Source organism: Nocardia sp. IBHARD005, assembly GCF_052814245.1.
Genome location: NZ_CP199935.1, coordinates 6,259,648 through 6,275,732, shown reverse-complemented (window position 1 = coordinate 6,275,732; position 16,085 = coordinate 6,259,648). Strand labels below are relative to the sequence as shown.

General features: G+C 66.5%; 17 protein-coding genes. 11 read left to right on the top strand and 6 right to left on the bottom strand.

What is annotated here, in order from left to right; translation table 11 throughout:
• Positions 1-12: 12 nt before the first annotated feature.
• Positions 13-828 (bottom strand): hypothetical protein, encoded by an 816-nt coding sequence (locus ACTWPB_RS29430; protein WP_446223693.1) that lies wholly within the window; start codon positions 826-828, stop codon positions 13-15.
• A gap of 172 nt (positions 829-1,000) precedes the next feature.
• Between ACTWPB_RS29430 and ACTWPB_RS29425 the strand changes: the two genes are divergently transcribed.
• The 3 genes from ACTWPB_RS29425 (at position 1,001) to ACTWPB_RS29415 (ending at position 3,400) form a co-directional block, all read left to right on the top strand.
• Positions 1,001-1,750 carry a LamB/YcsF family protein gene (locus ACTWPB_RS29425; RefSeq protein WP_446223692.1) on the top strand — a complete coding sequence of 250 codons (750 nt, stop codon included), beginning with the start codon at positions 1,001-1,003 and terminating at the stop codon, positions 1,748-1,750.
• Between the two features lie 15 nt (positions 1,751-1,765).
• The gene (locus tag ACTWPB_RS29420) at positions 1,766-2,440 is read left to right on the top strand and encodes a 5-oxoprolinase subunit B family protein (RefSeq protein WP_446223691.1); all 675 of its coding nucleotides are present in this window, start codon (positions 1,766-1,768) and stop codon (positions 2,438-2,440) included.
• A gap of 69 nt (positions 2,441-2,509) precedes the next feature.
• Complete coding sequence (locus ACTWPB_RS29415; protein WP_446223690.1) at positions 2,510-3,400, top strand: 5-oxoprolinase subunit C family protein; 891 nt, start codon at positions 2,510-2,512, stop codon at positions 3,398-3,400.
• Here the strand turns inward: ACTWPB_RS29415 and ACTWPB_RS29410 are convergent.
• Positions 3,369-4,916 (bottom strand): DUF4185 domain-containing protein, encoded by a 1,548-nt coding sequence (locus tag ACTWPB_RS29410; protein ID WP_446223689.1) that lies wholly within the window; start codon positions 4,914-4,916, stop codon positions 3,369-3,371. The two genes, ACTWPB_RS29415 and ACTWPB_RS29410, sit on opposite strands and share 32 nt — an antisense overlap.
• Positions 4,917-5,009: 93 nt before the next feature.
• Here ACTWPB_RS29410 and ACTWPB_RS29405 point away from each other — a divergent pair, with 93 nt between their 5' ends.
• Positions 5,010-5,303: a hypothetical protein gene (locus ACTWPB_RS29405; protein WP_446223688.1), complete on the top strand. Its 294-nt coding sequence runs from the start codon at positions 5,010-5,012 to the stop codon at positions 5,301-5,303.
• Here ACTWPB_RS29405 and ACTWPB_RS29400 read toward each other — a convergent pair.
• A complete protein-coding gene (locus ACTWPB_RS29400) occupies positions 5,257-6,585 on the bottom strand; it encodes an MFS transporter (RefSeq protein WP_446226535.1) in 1,329 nt (442 codons plus the stop codon). The two genes, ACTWPB_RS29405 and ACTWPB_RS29400, sit on opposite strands and share 47 nt — an antisense overlap.
• A 606-nt stretch (positions 6,586-7,191) precedes the next feature.
• Between ACTWPB_RS29400 and ACTWPB_RS29395 the strand changes: the two genes are divergently transcribed.
• Positions 7,192-7,911 (top strand): pirin family protein, encoded by a 720-nt coding sequence (locus ACTWPB_RS29395; protein WP_446226534.1) that lies wholly within the window; start codon positions 7,192-7,194, stop codon positions 7,909-7,911.
• Positions 7,912-7,913: 2 nt separating this feature from the next.
• On the opposite strand, the gene ACTWPB_RS29390 is transcribed toward ACTWPB_RS29395, so the two are convergent.
• Positions 7,914-8,444: a hypothetical protein gene (locus ACTWPB_RS29390; protein WP_446223687.1), complete on the bottom strand. Its 531-nt coding sequence runs from the start codon at positions 8,442-8,444 to the stop codon at positions 7,914-7,916.
• Between the two features lie 221 nt (positions 8,445-8,665).
• Between ACTWPB_RS29390 and ACTWPB_RS29385 the strand changes: the two genes are divergently transcribed.
• The 6 genes from ACTWPB_RS29385 to ACTWPB_RS29360 all read left to right on the top strand — a co-directional run bounded on the left by ACTWPB_RS29385 (position 8,666) and on the right by ACTWPB_RS29360 (position 13,455).
• Entirely contained in the window at positions 8,666-9,520 is an 855-nt protein-coding gene (locus tag ACTWPB_RS29385; RefSeq protein WP_446223686.1) for a helix-turn-helix domain-containing protein, read from the top strand.
• Positions 9,521-9,530: 10 nt separating this feature from the next.
• Positions 9,531-9,896, top strand: a complete 366-nt coding sequence (locus ACTWPB_RS29380) for a DUF397 domain-containing protein (protein ID WP_446223685.1) — start codon at positions 9,531-9,533, stop codon at positions 9,894-9,896.
• A gap of 42 nt (positions 9,897-9,938) precedes the next feature.
• The gene (locus ACTWPB_RS29375) at positions 9,939-11,954 is read left to right on the top strand and encodes a M13 family metallopeptidase (protein WP_446223684.1); all 2,016 of its coding nucleotides are present in this window, start codon (positions 9,939-9,941) and stop codon (positions 11,952-11,954) included.
• Between the two features lie 61 nt (positions 11,955-12,015).
• Entirely contained in the window at positions 12,016-12,768 is a 753-nt protein-coding gene (locus ACTWPB_RS29370) for an MBL fold metallo-hydrolase (protein ID WP_446223683.1), read from the top strand.
• A gap of 24 nt (positions 12,769-12,792) precedes the next feature.
• On the top strand, positions 12,793-13,041 hold the full coding sequence (locus ACTWPB_RS29365; protein WP_446223682.1) for a FitA-like ribbon-helix-helix domain-containing protein: 249 nt from the start codon (positions 12,793-12,795) through the stop codon (positions 13,039-13,041).
• A 3-nt stretch (positions 13,042-13,044) separates the two neighbouring features.
• Positions 13,045-13,455, top strand: coding sequence for a type II toxin-antitoxin system VapC family toxin (locus tag ACTWPB_RS29360; RefSeq protein WP_446223681.1), 411 nt, complete (start codon positions 13,045-13,047; stop codon positions 13,453-13,455).
• 151 nt (positions 13,456-13,606) lie between these two features.
• Here the strand turns inward: ACTWPB_RS29360 and ACTWPB_RS29355 are convergent, their stop codons facing one another.
• A complete protein-coding gene (locus ACTWPB_RS29355; protein ID WP_446223680.1) occupies positions 13,607-14,683 on the bottom strand; it encodes an ABC transporter ATP-binding protein in 1,077 nt (358 codons plus the stop codon).
• Positions 14,684-14,750: 67 nt separating this feature from the next.
• Positions 14,751-16,079 (bottom strand): ABC transporter substrate-binding protein, encoded by a 1,329-nt coding sequence (locus tag ACTWPB_RS29350; protein WP_446223679.1) that lies wholly within the window; start codon positions 16,077-16,079, stop codon positions 14,751-14,753.
• Between the last annotated feature and the right edge of the window lie 6 nt (positions 16,080-16,085).

Below are 16,085 nucleotides of genomic sequence, written 5' to 3'. Positions count from 1 at the left end.
CTTCTGCCCTGATCAGAACACGATCAGCGTTGTTCCCGCGATGATGGCGTCGCGGATCTGGGTCAGGTCGAACGAGCCGGTGGTCTCCGGCAGTTCGAGACGGAATTTCACCACATCACCGCGACGGTGCGCGTGGGAAATGCTCGCGCGGTTGGGTAGGTCGTCGAGCAGCAGCGCGGGCGCGGGCACGACGCGTTTGGGGAGCCGGATGCCATACCAACTGGCCTTGCGGATGTCGATGCTGAGCAGATTGTCGTAGACCTGCCCGTCGACGACCGCCCGCATCTTGCGCGTGCGATGGGTCGCCACGATCTGGCCGCGATCGTCGAGCCGCACCCGCCAGTCCAGGTTCTGGGCGTCGACCCAGTCCACCATCGCGCCGATCCCGATGGTGCCCTCGATATCGAGCTGCTGGACCCGGACCTTGGTTGGCACACCGGGAATCAGCCGCACGCCGTGCGCCACCACGGTGACGGTCTCGAAGGGATGCGAGTCCCAGACCAGGTTCGACAGCACCGTCTTGCTCTGGAAGTGTGCGCCGCGTCTGCGCACCTTGAACGTGTCGAGGGTGGCGGTGAGGTCGTGGCTGAGCAGCGTGGCGCTGATCTCCTGACCGCCGAATCGGCTGAGGATGCCCTCGCTGAGCACGGTCATCAGCACATCGGGCATGAGCGCGGTGACGGTGCCGGAACCCAGGTCGGCAACGGGATCGGCCCAGGACGTGGTGAAACCGAGCCACTGGTCGATCCAAGACGGGTCGAGCAGGCGTTTGCCCATATCGACGGCGCCCGCCAGTGACCAGGACTTCGGATCGAAATACGTGGCCATGATGGCTCCGAGCGTACTTGCCCGAATCGCCGGCGGCCACGAAGTGTGACCCGATTATGGTGTCGCGACACTGCGAATCAAGGAAGCGATAACGGTATGAATCTGTGCGTTCATGCTCGAATTACCGGGGTACATACCCGGCGAGTGACCCGCGAAGACCGGAGGGCATCGCATGCCGCTGGACCTGAACAGTGATCTGGGCGAAGGTTTCGGCCCATGGCGGATGGGCGACGACGCCGCCATGCTCGACATCGTGACCAGCGCCAACATCGCGTGTGGTTTCCACGCGGGCGACCCGACGATCATGCGCCGCACCTGCGAACTTGCGGTGGCCAAGGGCGTGCGGATCGGCGCGCATGTCGGCTATCGCGATCTGGTCGGGTTCGGCCGCCGCGATATCGCCATCTCCCCGGCCGATCTGCGCGACGAGGTGCTCTATCAAATCGGCGCGCTGGCGGCCTTCGCGCGGGCCGCGGGCGATCGGGTGCGCTATGTGAAACCGCACGGCGCCCTCTATCACGCGGCGGCCCGCGACCGGCTGCTCGCCGAGGCCCTTGTCGCCGCGGTGGCGGAGGCCGAGCCGGGTCTGGCGCTGCTCGGTCCGGCGGGCACCGAATTGGAGCGTGCCGCGCAGCGGGTGCGTTTCGTCGGTGAGGGATTCGCCGACCGGGCCTACACTGCGACAGGTTCGCTGGCCCCGCGCGGAGTTGCCGGGGCGGTGCTGTCGCCCGACGACGCCGTGTCGCAGGCGACGACTCTTGCGCTGTCAGGGACCGCGCGTACCGTAGACGGTCCCGGTACGGTCGCCGTGTCCGTGGCCAGCGTGTGCGTCCACGGCGACTCTCCGGCGGCCGTCGAGATGGCCCGCCGGATCCGGGGGGCGCTCGACGAAGCCGGGATACCGGTGGAGCCGTTCAGCTGAGGGGCGGGAGGCAGGATGGACATCGATTGGAACGCGCGGATCCGACCAGCGGGTGACCGCGCCATGCTCATCACCCTCGACGGCCCGCGCCCGGTGCAACGCCTGGCCTCGGCGTTGCGCGTGCACGCGATCGCCGGTGTCGAGGATGTGCTGCCGGCGGCGGAAACCGTGCTGGTCACCATGCATTCGGTGAGCTATGGCGTGCAGGTCCGCCGCGAGCTCGTCGCGCTGCTGGACCGGCTGGATCACGAGCCACCGCAAGCGGATTCGCCGGATGTTTCCCGTGGAACAGTGCCGGATGCCGAGTCTGTCGTGGAGATTCCCGTTCGCTACGACGGCGCGGATCTGCCCGAGGTGGCCCGGCTGCTCGACCTGTCGATCCCGGCGGTGATCGCGGCGCACACCGGCACCGTCTGGCGATGCGCGTTCGTCGGGTTCGCGCCCGGTTTCGGCTATCTCACCTCGCCCGACGGCAGGCTCACGGTGCCGCGGCGCACCCGCGCCCGCACGGCCATCCCCGCGGGCGCGGTGGCACTCGCGGGCGGATATTCGGCGGTCTATCCGCGCGGCACACCGGGCGGATGGCAATTGATCGGCACCACCGATCTGCGAATGTGGGCGGTGGACCGCGATCCGCCCGCGCTGGTGCGGGCGGGTTCGGCGATCAGGTTCGTCGCGTCCGAGGAATAGCTGTTTCGGCGGATAATCAGGGCTGCTCAACGGTGCGCCGCCTCGACTCACACATCGGGGAGAGATCGCATGCTGATCTTGATAGAGCGGGTGGGGCCGCTCGCGACAGTGCAGGACCTGGGCAGACAGGGCTGGTTCGATTCCGGCGTGGGGCAAGCAGGCGCGGCCGACCGCGGGTCGCTCCGGCTGGCGAACCGGCTGGTCGGCAATCCGGAGGATTTCGCCGCCATCGAGGTGCTGCTCGGGGGGCTGGCACTGCGCGCCGACGGTCACCTCACCGTCGCGGTCACCGGCGCGCCCGCGCCCGCCACCGTCGATGGCACCCCGGTCGGACATGCCAGCGTGCTCGAACTCGACGAGGGTCAGGTGCTGCGACTCGGCCTGGCGAGCACCGGTCTGCGCAGTTATGTGGCGGTGCGCGGCGGCATCGATGTGGCCAAGGTGCTGGGTTCGCGCAGCCGCGACACGCTGTCGGGCATCGGCCCCGACCCGTTACTCGTCGGCACGCAACTACCCGTCGGTCCCCCGCCGCGCACCCTCCCGACCGTGGAATTCGCGCCGGTTCCGCTGCGGCCGGACATACTCACGGTCCGCGCGTGTCCGGGCCCGCGCGCTGACTGGTTCACCGACCCCGACCAGCTGTTCCGCGGTTCCTGGATCGTTTCCGCCGATACCGACCGCGTGGGTGCCCGCCTGGATCGCGCCGACGGACCACCGCTGGTGCGTGCGGTCGCGCGCGAATTACCCTCGGAGGGCGTGGCGCTGGGATCGGTGCAGGTACCACCGAGCGGTCAGCCGGTGGTGTTCCTGGCCGACCACCCGATCACCGGCGGTTACCCGGTGATCGCCGTGGTCCTCGATGCCGATATCGACCGTGTCGCGCAGGCTCGTCCGGGAGACAAACTGCTGTTCGTGGCAGCACCGGCGATCAGCGTGGCGGATTCAATCGTGCGTGCATGAGGTACACGTTGTAGCTGTCCCACGCCGACATCGTGAAATACAGATCCCGCGCGGTCGACCACGGATGGATGAAACCGCCGTACGCCCTCGGATACATCTCGGTGGACACCAGCGACACCGCCGAATTCCACGCACCCTGCGGCTGGCTCGCGGTCCGCAACACGATCTGGCCTGCGACCGAGTCGAGGTAGACCATCTGCCACTGTCTGCTCTCCTCGTCGAACCGCACCGACAGCTCACTGGCGGTGCCGTGCACGAGCGGTGTCGCCGAGTTCTCCGCCGCGGGTGCCCAACTGCCGTCCACCCAGTACTGGTAGGCCGTCTTGTTGAGCACGTCGTCCTTGCGCACCCTGGCCAGCCCGATCATCCCGATCCGGCCGTTGGGCGTGCCGAACATGTAGACGTAATCCCCGTGCGGCACCATCGCCGCCACCTGGAATCGCCCAAGCCCGAACAGGTTCTCCCAGCGGGCATGCTGATCTTTGGTCCAGGTCTGGCCGCCGTCGTCGGAGTAGGCGAGGCCGCCGTAGTTCGTCAGCCACATGCCGGGGATCTTCGACCAGTGGTTCACCGACATGTAGCTCAGGAACTGCCTTTTCCCGAGCGCGAAACCCGAGGTCGGGATCGTGGTGGTCTCCCAGTTCTTGATCTTGCGGCTGCCGAGGAGTTCGGCGGCGTGACAGGGGCTGTCCTGCACCATCGAGTCGATGGTGATCCCGTCGCTCAGGTCCTTGTCGGTGCTGTAGGCGAGCACATTCGACCGCCAGTCGGCGGTATCGGCGCCCGCGCCGCCATAGGCCCAGCCCTCGCCGAAAGTGTCACCGAAAACCATGGCGACCTTGCCCGGTTCGGTTTCCCAGAACAGCCCGAGGTCGGTGCCGTCGACCTGCCAGCGCATATCGGTCCGGTTGGCCGAGCCGTGCCCGGTGACCTGGTCGACGAGCCGCACGGATTCGACCTTCGCGGGCACGACGGGCGCCGCCAGCGGGCCACGCTCGATCGGCCGGACCACGGGCGCAGGCGCTTCCTGGGCAGGTTCGCCCTCGCCACCGGGTACCGGGATCGGAATCGGCTCGATCTCCGGTTTGATCCTGATCCGGGGCAACGCGGTCGCCGAACCAGTCGCCGAACCAGTCGCCGAACCGGTCGACGTTGTCTCGTCCGTACTTTCCGATTCCGGTTCCGGCGTGTCGCGCACCTCCGGGCACGGATTGCGGCACGGATCCGAGGGCAGCGGAACCTGCGCGACGCGCGTGTTGTCGTGCGGCGGGTCGGGAATCGGCACCGGCGTCAGCTCCGGCACCCAGACCGGGATATCGATGCTCGGCGGCAGGACCGGCGGAGGTGGTGCGGCCGGATCGGGCAGCCGGTTGACCGGGTCGAATCCTGTTTCCCCGCAGACGTTCACCGGGGGCGGCAGCCATGGCAGCGGACCCGCCTGCGCGGGCACGGCGAGGATGGCGGACAGCACCACACCCACGGCGGCAGTTCCGTGCGATACCGGTTTTGCGCGCATCTGGCTCCCTCGAATCGGTGTCGGGCGAGGAACACCTGTGATCTTGTGTGAACTTACCGGAACCGATCGCTGTTGCCGTGCGTCCAAACAGATGTGAACGAAATCGAGTACGTCTTCGGAACCGGCGACGCGGTCGTGCACCACTGGTCGAGCCACGACGAACTAGCCGACACGAGCGCAGTCGCCGCCCTGTGGATCGACTACGACTCCGGCATCGACAACGACGCTTTCCTCCCCGACATCCCGCTGGCCACCGTCGACCACCGAACGGTTCTGGCGCAGGAACCCGCAGGCACCCTCAGCAGCCCTTTCGATGGAGTACTGCTTTCGGCATGTTCCGCTATTCCCGCAGTTCTGCTGGGCCCACCCTGGCTCGACGGGAATTGAGTGCGATAGCCACGATGCCGAGCGCGTAGACCCCGGCACCGGCCAGTACCACCCCGATGGAGCGTCCGTCGGCCGGAATCACCAGCGCGATCACCGCGATCGCCAACACGAAACAGACGTTGAAAACCGTGTCCTGCAGGGCGAATACCTGTCCGCGCTGATCGTCGTCGATGTCGATCTGCATGCTCGCGTCGCCGGTCAGTTTGATCGTCTGACCGGCGAGGCCGAGCCCGAACGCGCCGATCAGCAGGAGCCGGTGCGCGTTGTCGATCGCCGAGCCGGTCGCCAGCGCGATCGGTGTCACGAGCGTGAGCTGCACGATCACCGCTGTCGTCAGGCCGAGCAGCACGGTGCGCGGTCTGCCGAGACGTGGAATCAGGATCGGTGTTCCGATCGCGGCCACCAGCATGCCCGCCGCCGCGAACCCGATCGCGACCCCGAAGCCGACCAACCCGCCGCTCATCTGCGTGCCGTCGGCCGGCTGTCGCAGCACCAGCACCATGATCAGCGTGTTCATCCCGAACACGATGCGATGCGCGCCGATTCCGATCATCGCCGTCGTCACCTGCACCGATTGCCACACCGCCCGCGCGCCGGTGCGCAGACCGGTCGCGATGGCGTGCACGGTGCTCTCGCTCCCGGCCGAACCGCGATCGGGCCCGAGCACCTGCGGGCGGAACCCGAGTGCCAGCACGGCACCGACCAGCGAACCGATGCCGCTCAGTGCCACCGCCACCGCCGAGGCCGCGTCACCGGCGCCGATCAGCGCGATTACCGCCACCGATGCCGCCGCGCCGATCCCGGCACACACCGAGGCCACGGTCGCCAGCACCGAATTCATCGGCACCAGCCAGCGCTGTTCGAGCACTCGCGGCAGCGCCGCCGACACCCCGGCCAGCACGAACCTGCTGATCCCGACCGTCGCCAGGGCCAGCACCAGCAGTGGCGTCTCCCCCACGCCGACGAACAACCCGATCGCGGCCACGCCGATCAAGACCGCCCGCGCCACACTCGCGACCAGCAGCACATTGCGCCGATCCCACCGATCCAGCAGCGCGCCCGCGTACGGCCCGAGCACCGAGTACGGCAGCAGCAGCACCGCGAAACCGGCGGCGATGGCCAGCGGATCGGTCTCGCGTTGCGGGTTGAACAGGATCGCGCCCGACAGGGCCGCCTGGAACATCCCGTCACCGAACTGCGCGGCCAGCCGCAGCAGGGCAAGGCGCGGCATCCGCGGATTACGACGGACCACCTCGCGGGTGTCGCGAAGCAGATGTCTCATCGAGATCGGCTGCTCATCCGCCGTATTCGAGCCGTCCGAGGGATGAGTCGACACGCCATGACCATAGTGCCAAGGAGAACCGTCCAGGGGAGCACTCATACCCGTGAGCAGTACACCATCACTCGTGCCAAGGAGAACCGTCCAGGGGAGCACTCATACCCGTGAGCAGTACACCATCACTCGTGCCAAGGAGAACCGTCCAGGGGAGCACTCATACCCGTGAGCAGTACACCATCACTCGTGCCAAGGAGAACCGTCCAGGGGAGCACTCATACCCGTGAGCAGTACACCATCACTCGTGCCAAGGAGAACCGTCCAGGGGAGCACTCATACCCGTGAGCAGTACACCATCACTCGTGCCAAGGAAAACCGTCCAGGGGAGCACTCATACCCGTGAGCAGTACACCATCACTCGTGCCAAGGAGACGGGTCCAAGGGAGCACTCATACCCGTGAGCAGTACACCATCACCAGTGCCAAGGCGAACTGCCCCACGGACCGCTCATACCCGTGGTCTGTACACCGTCACTATTGGTGCCAGAATTGAACTGTGACGCCCACATCGACGACACCCCCGCGAATCGAACTGCACCGCGGTGGCGACCGGATGAAGACGCGGATCCCGTGGCTCGACTCGAAGCACTCGTTCTCCTTCGGTGAGCACTACGATCCCGACAACACCCATCACGGGCTGCTGCTGGTGAACAACGAGGACGTGGTGCTGCCCGGCGAGGGCTTCGACACCCATCCGCATCGGGACATGGAAATCGTCACCTGGGTGCTCGGCGGCAGCCTCGTGCATCAGGATTCGCTCGGGCACAACGGTGTCATCTACCCGGGTCTGGCCCAGCGGATGAGCGCGGGCACCGGCATCCAGCACTCGGAGAAGAACGATTCGTGGCGCCTCGACGGCAAGTCCCACGACGAGCCCGTGCACTTCGTGCAGATGTGGGTGGTCCCCGACGAGCCCGGCGTCGACCCCGGCTACCAGCAGCTCGACATCGATGACGAACTCGCGCGCGGCGATCTGGTGACGGTCGCGTCCGGCCTACCCCGCTACCGCGACCGCACCGCCATCGCGATCAATTCCTCGCACGCGGCCATGCACGTCGCCAGGATGACGGCCGACAGCCCCGGTGTGACCATCCCCGATGCGCCCTACCTGCATGTCTTCGTCGCGCGCGGCGAGATCGACGTCGAGGGACTCGGCACCTTGTCCCAGGGCGACGCCGTCCGGCTGACCCGCTCCGGCGGCCAGTCGATCCGTCCGCACGGCGATGCCGAAGTGCTCGTCTGGGAGATGCACGCGCGTCTGGGCGGACAGTGAGCTCAGGCCGAACCCGGCTGGCGCAAGAGGGTCGCCGACTTGGCATTGGTCCTGGTAGCGGCGACGATCTGCGCGAAATCCGGCCGGAAATCACCGTCGGGCGCCTGCATCCAGGTGCGATAACCGCTGCGCTCGTCGGCAGGCGAGGGCAGCACGATATCGCTGCCGGGTAAGGCGACCGAGGCGCACACCCGGAACAGCTCGGCGAACAGCACGGTGTCGAGGTAGGAGTTGTCGACCGGCCCGGTGAGGAAGGTCCAGCGACCGGAGCGTGGATGGGCGATGATCGGCCCGCAGCGCATTCCGCGCGTGACGAGCAGCCCGCGGACCCGTTCGCCCAGCGTCGACGGCATCACCACCGCGCCGACCGCGCCGATCTCGAGCACGATCCGTCCCAGTGCCGCGTCGACGACGCCGTAGAGGCCATGGTGTTTTCGGTACTGGCGACAGCGCGCCAACGCGTCCTGGATGGCCGAGTATTCCTCGGCCGCCGTATACCCGCCCTTGTCCTCATCAGTGCGCAACGTGCTCATCACGACCTCGTCTCTGTCGACGCTGGTTCGATGTAGCTGGGAGTTCGCTCGATCCGGGCGAATCTCGGTGAGAGTTGAAGCATCACGACCCGGTGGCGCGGGAAACTTTTTCATAACGGCAGGACGTGAGGGAAAAAGACCGTTCTGCATAGCCTATAGCCGCACAACCATGCTGACAATAGTCAGTAGCTGGCGTGTCGACCGGCGTACCATATTTGCCCATGGCTCCCGTTTCGCCGACCGTCGCGCGGTGGGAACTCGTTCTGCGTCTGCGTGAACTCCGCGAGCAGCGCGGGTTCGATTCGGCCGGTTTCGCCCGCCGTGTCGGGTTCACCCCCGCCAACTGGTCCCATGTCGAGAAGGGCAGGCGGGTGCTCACCCGCACCACCATCGAACCGGTTCTCGACGTTCTCGATGTCACGCCCGACGAACGGAACGAACTGCTCGCGCTGCTGGAGGCGAGTAAACAGCGTGGCTGGTGGGCGACGGCCTCCTCGGCCCTGATCGGCCCCGAGTTGCAGCGGTTGTACGGGATGGAGGCGGGCGCGCAGAGTATCCGCAGCTACGACAGCATGATCGTGCCCGGGTTGTTGCAGACCGAGGCGTACGCGCGGGCTCTGATCAGCGCCGATGTGATGATCCGCCCGGTGCAAGTAGACCAATTAGTCGCAATACGGCTGCGTCGTCAGCGGCGGCTGCACGAGCCCGATCCGCTCGAACTCACCGCCGTGCTCGGCGAGGCCACGCTCCGTCAGCAGACCGGCGGTAGTGCGGTACTGCGCGAGCAGTTGCGGCACCTGGTCGCGCTGGTACACGAGCTCGACACCGTCGATGTGCGCGTCATCCCGTTCAGCGCGCCCGAAGGAGCCGTGCTCGGCGGTTCCAGCTTCCATCTGCTCGACTTCGCAAGCGATCAGCTACCAACTTTCGCCTGGGCCGAGAGCGCGGTGTTCGGTGGACATGTCGACGATGCCGAACAGGTCCGCGATCTCGGCTTCGCCTACGTGCGCGCCCGCGAGCAATCCCTTTCCCGCACCGAATCTCTCGCCCTGATCAGCGAGTATGTGAGCGTGTAAGATTCGGGGTATGTCCACCACCGCTCGCCCCCGCCCGGCCGAACACGGCTGGTTCACCTCGTCACGCTCCAATAACGGCAACCAATGTGTCGAGGTTCGTTTCGATGGAAACACTGTCCAGGTACGAGACAGCAAATTCCGCCGCAACCCGATGAACACCGGTTCGGCAGAGCCCATCATCACCGTCGACGCCCCCGTGTGGACAGCCTTCCTGCACTCCCTCCTGACCGAGCACCACCACCCCGACCTCATCGCCCACGTCTCCCCCGACGGCTCGACCACCCTCCGCCACAAAGACGTGCGGTTGCGTTTCACCGCCGCCGAATGGGAAGCCTTCGTAGCCGGCGTCCGAGACGACGAGTTCGCCTGCGTGTGAGACGACGTCGACAGCCGCCGGTGTTTCGGCATACTGGAGCGCGTGACTTCGGATCTGAGCAGCCCTTCCGGTATTGATCTGTCCTTCCGCGATCAGGATGTGCGGGTGCAGGACGATCTGTTCGCGCATGTCAACGGGCAGTGGTTGGCCGGGTATGAGATTCCGGCCGACCGGGCCGTCGACGGTGCGTTTCGCACGTTGTACGACCAGGCCGAGCTCGATGTGCAGGCGATCATCACCGATAGTGCGTCCGGTGCGGCCGACGATGCCGATGCCCGCAAGATCGGGGATCTGTTCTCGAGCTTCATGGCCACCGACGTGGTCGCGGCGGCCGGGTTCGCTCCCATCGCCGAGGAGCTGCGCTCGATCGCCGAGGTGGCCGATCCGAGTGCGTTCGCCGCGCTACTGGGCCGGTTGCAGCGCACCGGTGTTCGTGGCGCGCTCGCCTACTACGTCGACACCGACGACAAGAACTCCACCCGCTACCTCGTGCACGCGACCCAGTCGGGCATCGGGCTGCCCGACGAGTCCTACTACCGCTCCGAGGAATTCGCGGAGATCCGCGACGCCTACATCGCGCACATCACCAAGATGTTCACCATCGCCGCCGCGGACGCGTCGTTGGACGGGCTGCTGCCCACGGACCCGGCCGACGCCGCCCGTCGCGTGTTCGAGCTGGAACGCACACTCGCCGCAGGCCATTGGGATGTCGTACGCCGCCGCGATGCCGAGAAGAGCTACAACCTAACGACTTTCGCCGGCTTGGTCGCCGAGAACCCGGAATTCGACTGGGCTGCTTGGGTAGACGGCGTCGCCGAAGGTCTCGACCGTGACGGCACGGACCTGTTCGCCGAGCTCGTCGTACGTCAGCCCGACTACCTGCGTGCCTTCGCCACCGCGTGGGCCGAGGTCCCGCAGGCGGATTGGCAGGCATGGACGGCGTGGCAGGTGCTGCACGCGCGCGCCGGTTTCCTCACCGATGAGATCGTCGAGGAATATTTCGACTTCTACGGCCGCACTCTCACCGGCGCCGAGGAGAACCGCGAGCGCTGGAAGCGCGGTGTGTCGCTGGTGCAGGAACTGCTCGGCGAAGCGGTCGGCAAACTGTATGTGGCCCGGCACTTTCCGCCGCAGGCCAAGGCCCGCATGGTCGAGCTGGTGGTCAACCTGCAGGAGGCTTACCGCCGCAATATCACCGACCTCGAGTGGATGGGCCCCGACACCCGCGCCGCCGCGCTGACCAAGCTGGAGAAGTTCACCCCCAAGATCGGCTACCCCGACAAGTGGCGTGACTACTCCGCGGTCGAGATCGACGCAGGAGACCTCGTCGGCAACTACCGCCGTGGCTACGCCGCCGACCACGATCGCGACCTGGGCAAACTGGGTGGCGAGGTAGATCGCGGCGAATGGTTCATGACCCCGCAGACCGTGAACGCCTACTACAACCCCGGCATGAACGAAATCGTGTTCCCCGCCGCGATTCTGCAGCCGCCGTTCTTCGACATGAACGCCGACGACGCCGCCAACTACGGCGGGATCGGCGCGGTGATCGGCCACGAGATCGGCCACGGCTTCGACGATCAGGGCGCGAAGTACGACGGCGACGGCAATATGCAGGACTGGTGGACCGACGAGGACCGCGCCGAGTTCGGCAAGCGCACCAAGGCGCTGATCGACCAGTACAACGTGCTCTCCCCCGCCGATCTGGACGACGAGCACACCGTGAACGGCGAGTTCACCATCGGCGAGAACATCGGCGACCTGGGCGGCCTCTCGATCGCCCTTGCCGCCTACAAGATCTCGCTCGACGGCCAGCTTGCCCCGGTCATCGACGACCTCACCGGTCTGCAGCGCGTTTTCTACGGCTGGGCGCAGGTCTGGCGCACCAAGGCGCGCACCGAGGAAGCCATCCGCCGCCTCGCCGTCGACCCGCACTCCCCGCCGGAGTTCCGCTGCAACGCGGTGATCCGCAATATCGACAGCTTCTACGAAGCCTTCGACGTGACCCCCGACGACAAGCTGTTCCTGAAACCGGAGGAACGCGTCACGATCTGGTGATGAGGTGTCGACCCTGCCGGTTCCCGGTAGGGTCGAAACCAATTGCTCCGGAGAGGGATTCATGCGTCACCAGCAGGTAGCCGACAACGTCTTCACCATCACGGGCACCCATGTGAACATGGTCCTGCTCCGCGACGGCCGCGACCTGACGCTCATCGACGCGGGCTGGCACGGTGATGCCGCCACCATCGAGAAGTCGATCCGAGCCCTCGGCCACCGCCCCGAGGACATCAGGGCGATTCTGCTGACCCACGCCCACCTCGACCACGTCGGCGCACTGAACCACCTGCACCGCCACTACAAGATCCCCGTCTACACCAGCGCGATCGAAGTGGCCCACGCCCGCGGTGAGGTCCACGAGTCCGCTACCCCCGTAGACGTGATCAAACGCCTCACCGACCGCGACACCCTCACATGGGCCCTCAGCATCACCGCCGCCGGCGGCCTACGCAAGAATCCGGTCCCCCACATCCAGGCCTTCCCCACCGAAGGCCCCCTCGACCTCCCCGGCACCCCAACCCCCATCCCCACCCCCGGCCACACCTCGGGCCATAGCGCCTTCTATTTACCGGACGCAGGCGCGGTAGCCACCGGTGACGCCCTCGTCACCGCCCACCCGACCTCGAAAACCAGCGGCCCCCAACTACTCCCGAGATTCTTCCACCACTCGACCGAAGCCGCCTTCGATGCTCTGACCGCCCTCGCGCCTATCGACGCCTCCTTGGTCCTGCCCGGCCATGGCCCGGTCTGGACCTTCGGTATCGCCAAGGCGGTCACACAGGCCCGCGAACACGCGGCCACTGTGCGGAAGTGAAGTTCGTGAGAACATGAACATGACATGAGCATGCTATTCTGGGGTATGGCAATCGCGATCCAAATCAAAGATGTGCCCGAAGAGGTCCGCGACGTGCTTGCCAAGCGTGCCGCCGAACGCGGGCAATCCACCCAGCAGTACCTGCGCGGACTCCTGGAGCGTGAGTACCGCCGCGAGCGAAACAAGCGGCTGTTCGAGGATATGCACATCGAGCGAGGCACGACGATGCCTGCGGACGAGATGGTGGAGTTCATCCGGAGCGGACGGGACTAGTCCGTGCTCGTCGTCGACGCGTCCGCGATGTGTGCGGCCCTGTTGTGGCAAGACGAATTCGGTCAGCGCGCGAGACTCGAGCTCGGCAAAGATACCGACTGGGTTGCCCCGTCCCACATGCCGCTCGAGGTCATTCGAACGCTCCGCAAGTCCGTACTCTCCCGGCACACCGATCAGGATGACGCGAACGAGGCGTTCCGCGCCCTCGCGTACTCCGGCATCGAGTACATCGATGTGGACAGCTCGGTCCTGGAGCGAGTGTGGGCGCTGAGCCACAACGTGTCTTCCTACGACGCGGCCTACCTGGTGGTGGCCGCCGAGAACGCGTCACCACTGGTGACCTGCGACGCGCGCCTTGCCAAAGCTGCCGAACAAGCGAAGGTCGACGTCGAGGTCCGGGTAGTTCGGCGATAGCGGCTCGGCGTGGCAGCTCGGGTGCGGTTCGCGCTGCCTCGACGAGCTGGGGTGGGGTGGGGTCCGATCATCGGCCCTGATCAGTGCGATTCTTCGCCGTCGTGGTCTGACCGATCGGGCCGCCGCTCCGCCGAGGCGGTGTCCTGATAGATCAGCGCGAGCGCAGTTCGGTCTTCGCGTCGAAGAAGAAGACCTCGTCGGGCTTGGGCCGCAGATGCAGGGTTTCGCCCAGGGTGGTCTGGAACCGGCGGTCCACCCGGACAACGATCTTGCCGGAGCGGGTGGACCAGTCGGTGCCCGCGCCGTGGGTGTAGACGAACGATTCGGCGCCCAGTTCCTCGAGTAGTTCGGCGACCACGGTGATCCCGGTGGGATCGGTGGTGACTTCCCAGGATTCGGGGCGGATGCCGAGAACCACGCGAGCGCTGGAAAGCGTGCGGGGCACCGGGATTCGCAGACCGTCGAGGACGGCCTCGCCGTCGACCACGGGTGCTTCGAGCAGGTTCATGCCGGGCGAACCGATGAACCCGGCGACGAAGGTGTTCACCGGGTTGTCGTAAAGCTCACGTGGAGAAGCGATCTGCTGCAATCTGCCGTCGCGAAGTACCGCGACGCGGTGGCCCATTGTCATCGCCTCGACCTGGTCGTGCGTGACGTAGACGGTGGTAGTGCCGAGACGCTGCTGCAGCGCGGCGATCTGGGAACGGGTGCTCACCCGCAACTTCGCGTCCAGGTTCGACAGCGGCTCGTCCATGCAGAACACCTGCGGGCGGCGCACGATGGCGCGGCCCATGGCGACGCGCTGACGCTGGCCGCCGGAGAGCTTGGCCGGCTTGCGGTCGAGCAGCGGCTCGAGTTCGAGCATCGCGGCGGCTTCCCGCACCCGAACCAGCGTGCCGGACTTCGACATTCCCGCGTTGCGCAGCGCGAAGCCCATGTTCTCGGCGACGGTCATATTCGGGTACAGCGCGTAGCTCTGGAACACCATCGCCACGTCGCGGGCGCGCGGCGGCAGGTCGGTGACATCGCGCTCACCGATCCGAATCGTGCCCGCCTCGACCGATTCCAGCCCGGCCAGCATGCGCAGACTCGTCGACTTGCCGCAGCCGGACGGGCCGACCAGCACGAGGAATTCACCATCGGCGATGTCGATGTCGAGTGCGTCGACGGCGGAGACGTCGGCGCCGGGATAGCGATGGGTCACACCGTCGAACTGCACAGTCGCCATGGCGAATTCTCCTAGGGGGAAAGCGAAACGGGCCGGTGGTCACGAGCAACCGCCGGCCCGCCGGGAACTACTTGGGCAGCTTGGGCGTGATCTGCCGGTCGATGATCGCCTGCACGTCGGCGGCGACCTTTGCGAGAACCGTTGCCGGATCGGCGTTCTGGAGGCCGATCTGCTCGTAGCCGGTGCCGATGATCTGGTCGGCACCGGGCACGAAGACGCGTGCGTAGTCCTGCGACTTCGTCACGGCCAGCTGGTCGATGGCGACCTTGGAGTTCGGGTTCTTCGCCAGGAAGTCGACCTCGGTCGGATCGGTGACCGCCGACTTGCGCACCGGCATGTAGCCCGTGTTCTGCGAGAAGTAGGCGGTGTTCGCCGCGTTGGTGATGAACTCGATGAACCTGAGCGCGTTCACCTTTCGCTTGTCCGAGATCCGCGATGGCACAGCGAGACCGGCGCCGCCGGTGGTGACGCCGGGACCGTTCGGGTGCGGCAGGAACGCGGTGCCCACCTCGAACTTGCCGTCGGCGTTCTTCTTGATGCCCTTGAGATCGCCGGTGGAGGCGATGGTCGAGGCGGCGACGCCGGTGCCGAAGTCGACCGCGATCTGCGGGCGGATCGCGGCGTATTTCTTCACGTTGATCGACTCACGCAGGTAGGTGGCCGCGGCGATCGAGCCCGGATCGGTGAACCTCAGCTTCCACTGATCGGAGTAGGCGCCGCCGAAGGTCCAGTTCGGGCCCTGGAAGGTCCAGCCCAGGTAGTTCTTGGCGTCACCCCAGGCGTGCGCGAACTTGTCGGCGCCGACGACGGACTGCAGCTTCGGGCCCCACTCGTCGAATTCCTGCCAGGAGTTCGGGCCGCGGTCGGGCAGGCCGGCCTTCGCCCAGACGTCCTTGTTGTAGTAGAACAGCGGCGTCGAGCGGGCGTACGGCAGCGCGTAGTGCTTGCCGTCGAACAGGTAGTCGGCGGCGAGCGAGTCGACGTAGTCGCCCAGCTGCACACCGGCGGCACCGAAGTGCCCGTCGAGCGGTTCGATGGCCTTGCTCAGCGCGTAGTTGAACCACCAGACATCCGACAGCACAACAACATCGGGCAGTTCACCACCGGTGAGCGCGGCGTTGAACTTCTGTGCCACCTCCTCGTAGTTCTTGCCCGCGTCGACCAGGTTCACCTTCAGCTCGGGGTTCGCGGTCTGGAAGCGGTTGATCAGCTCCAGCTCCAGCTCCTTGGAGGTGCCGGGGTGATTGGACCAGAAGGTGATGGTGTTGGCGTCGCCGGAATCGCCGGATCCGCCGCCGGTGCCCGCGCACGCGGTCAGGGCTGCGGCAGCGGCAACGCCGCCGGTCAGGCCGAGGAAGCCACGGCGACTCAACGCCGGGAATCGTGAGTTGGACACTGGCGA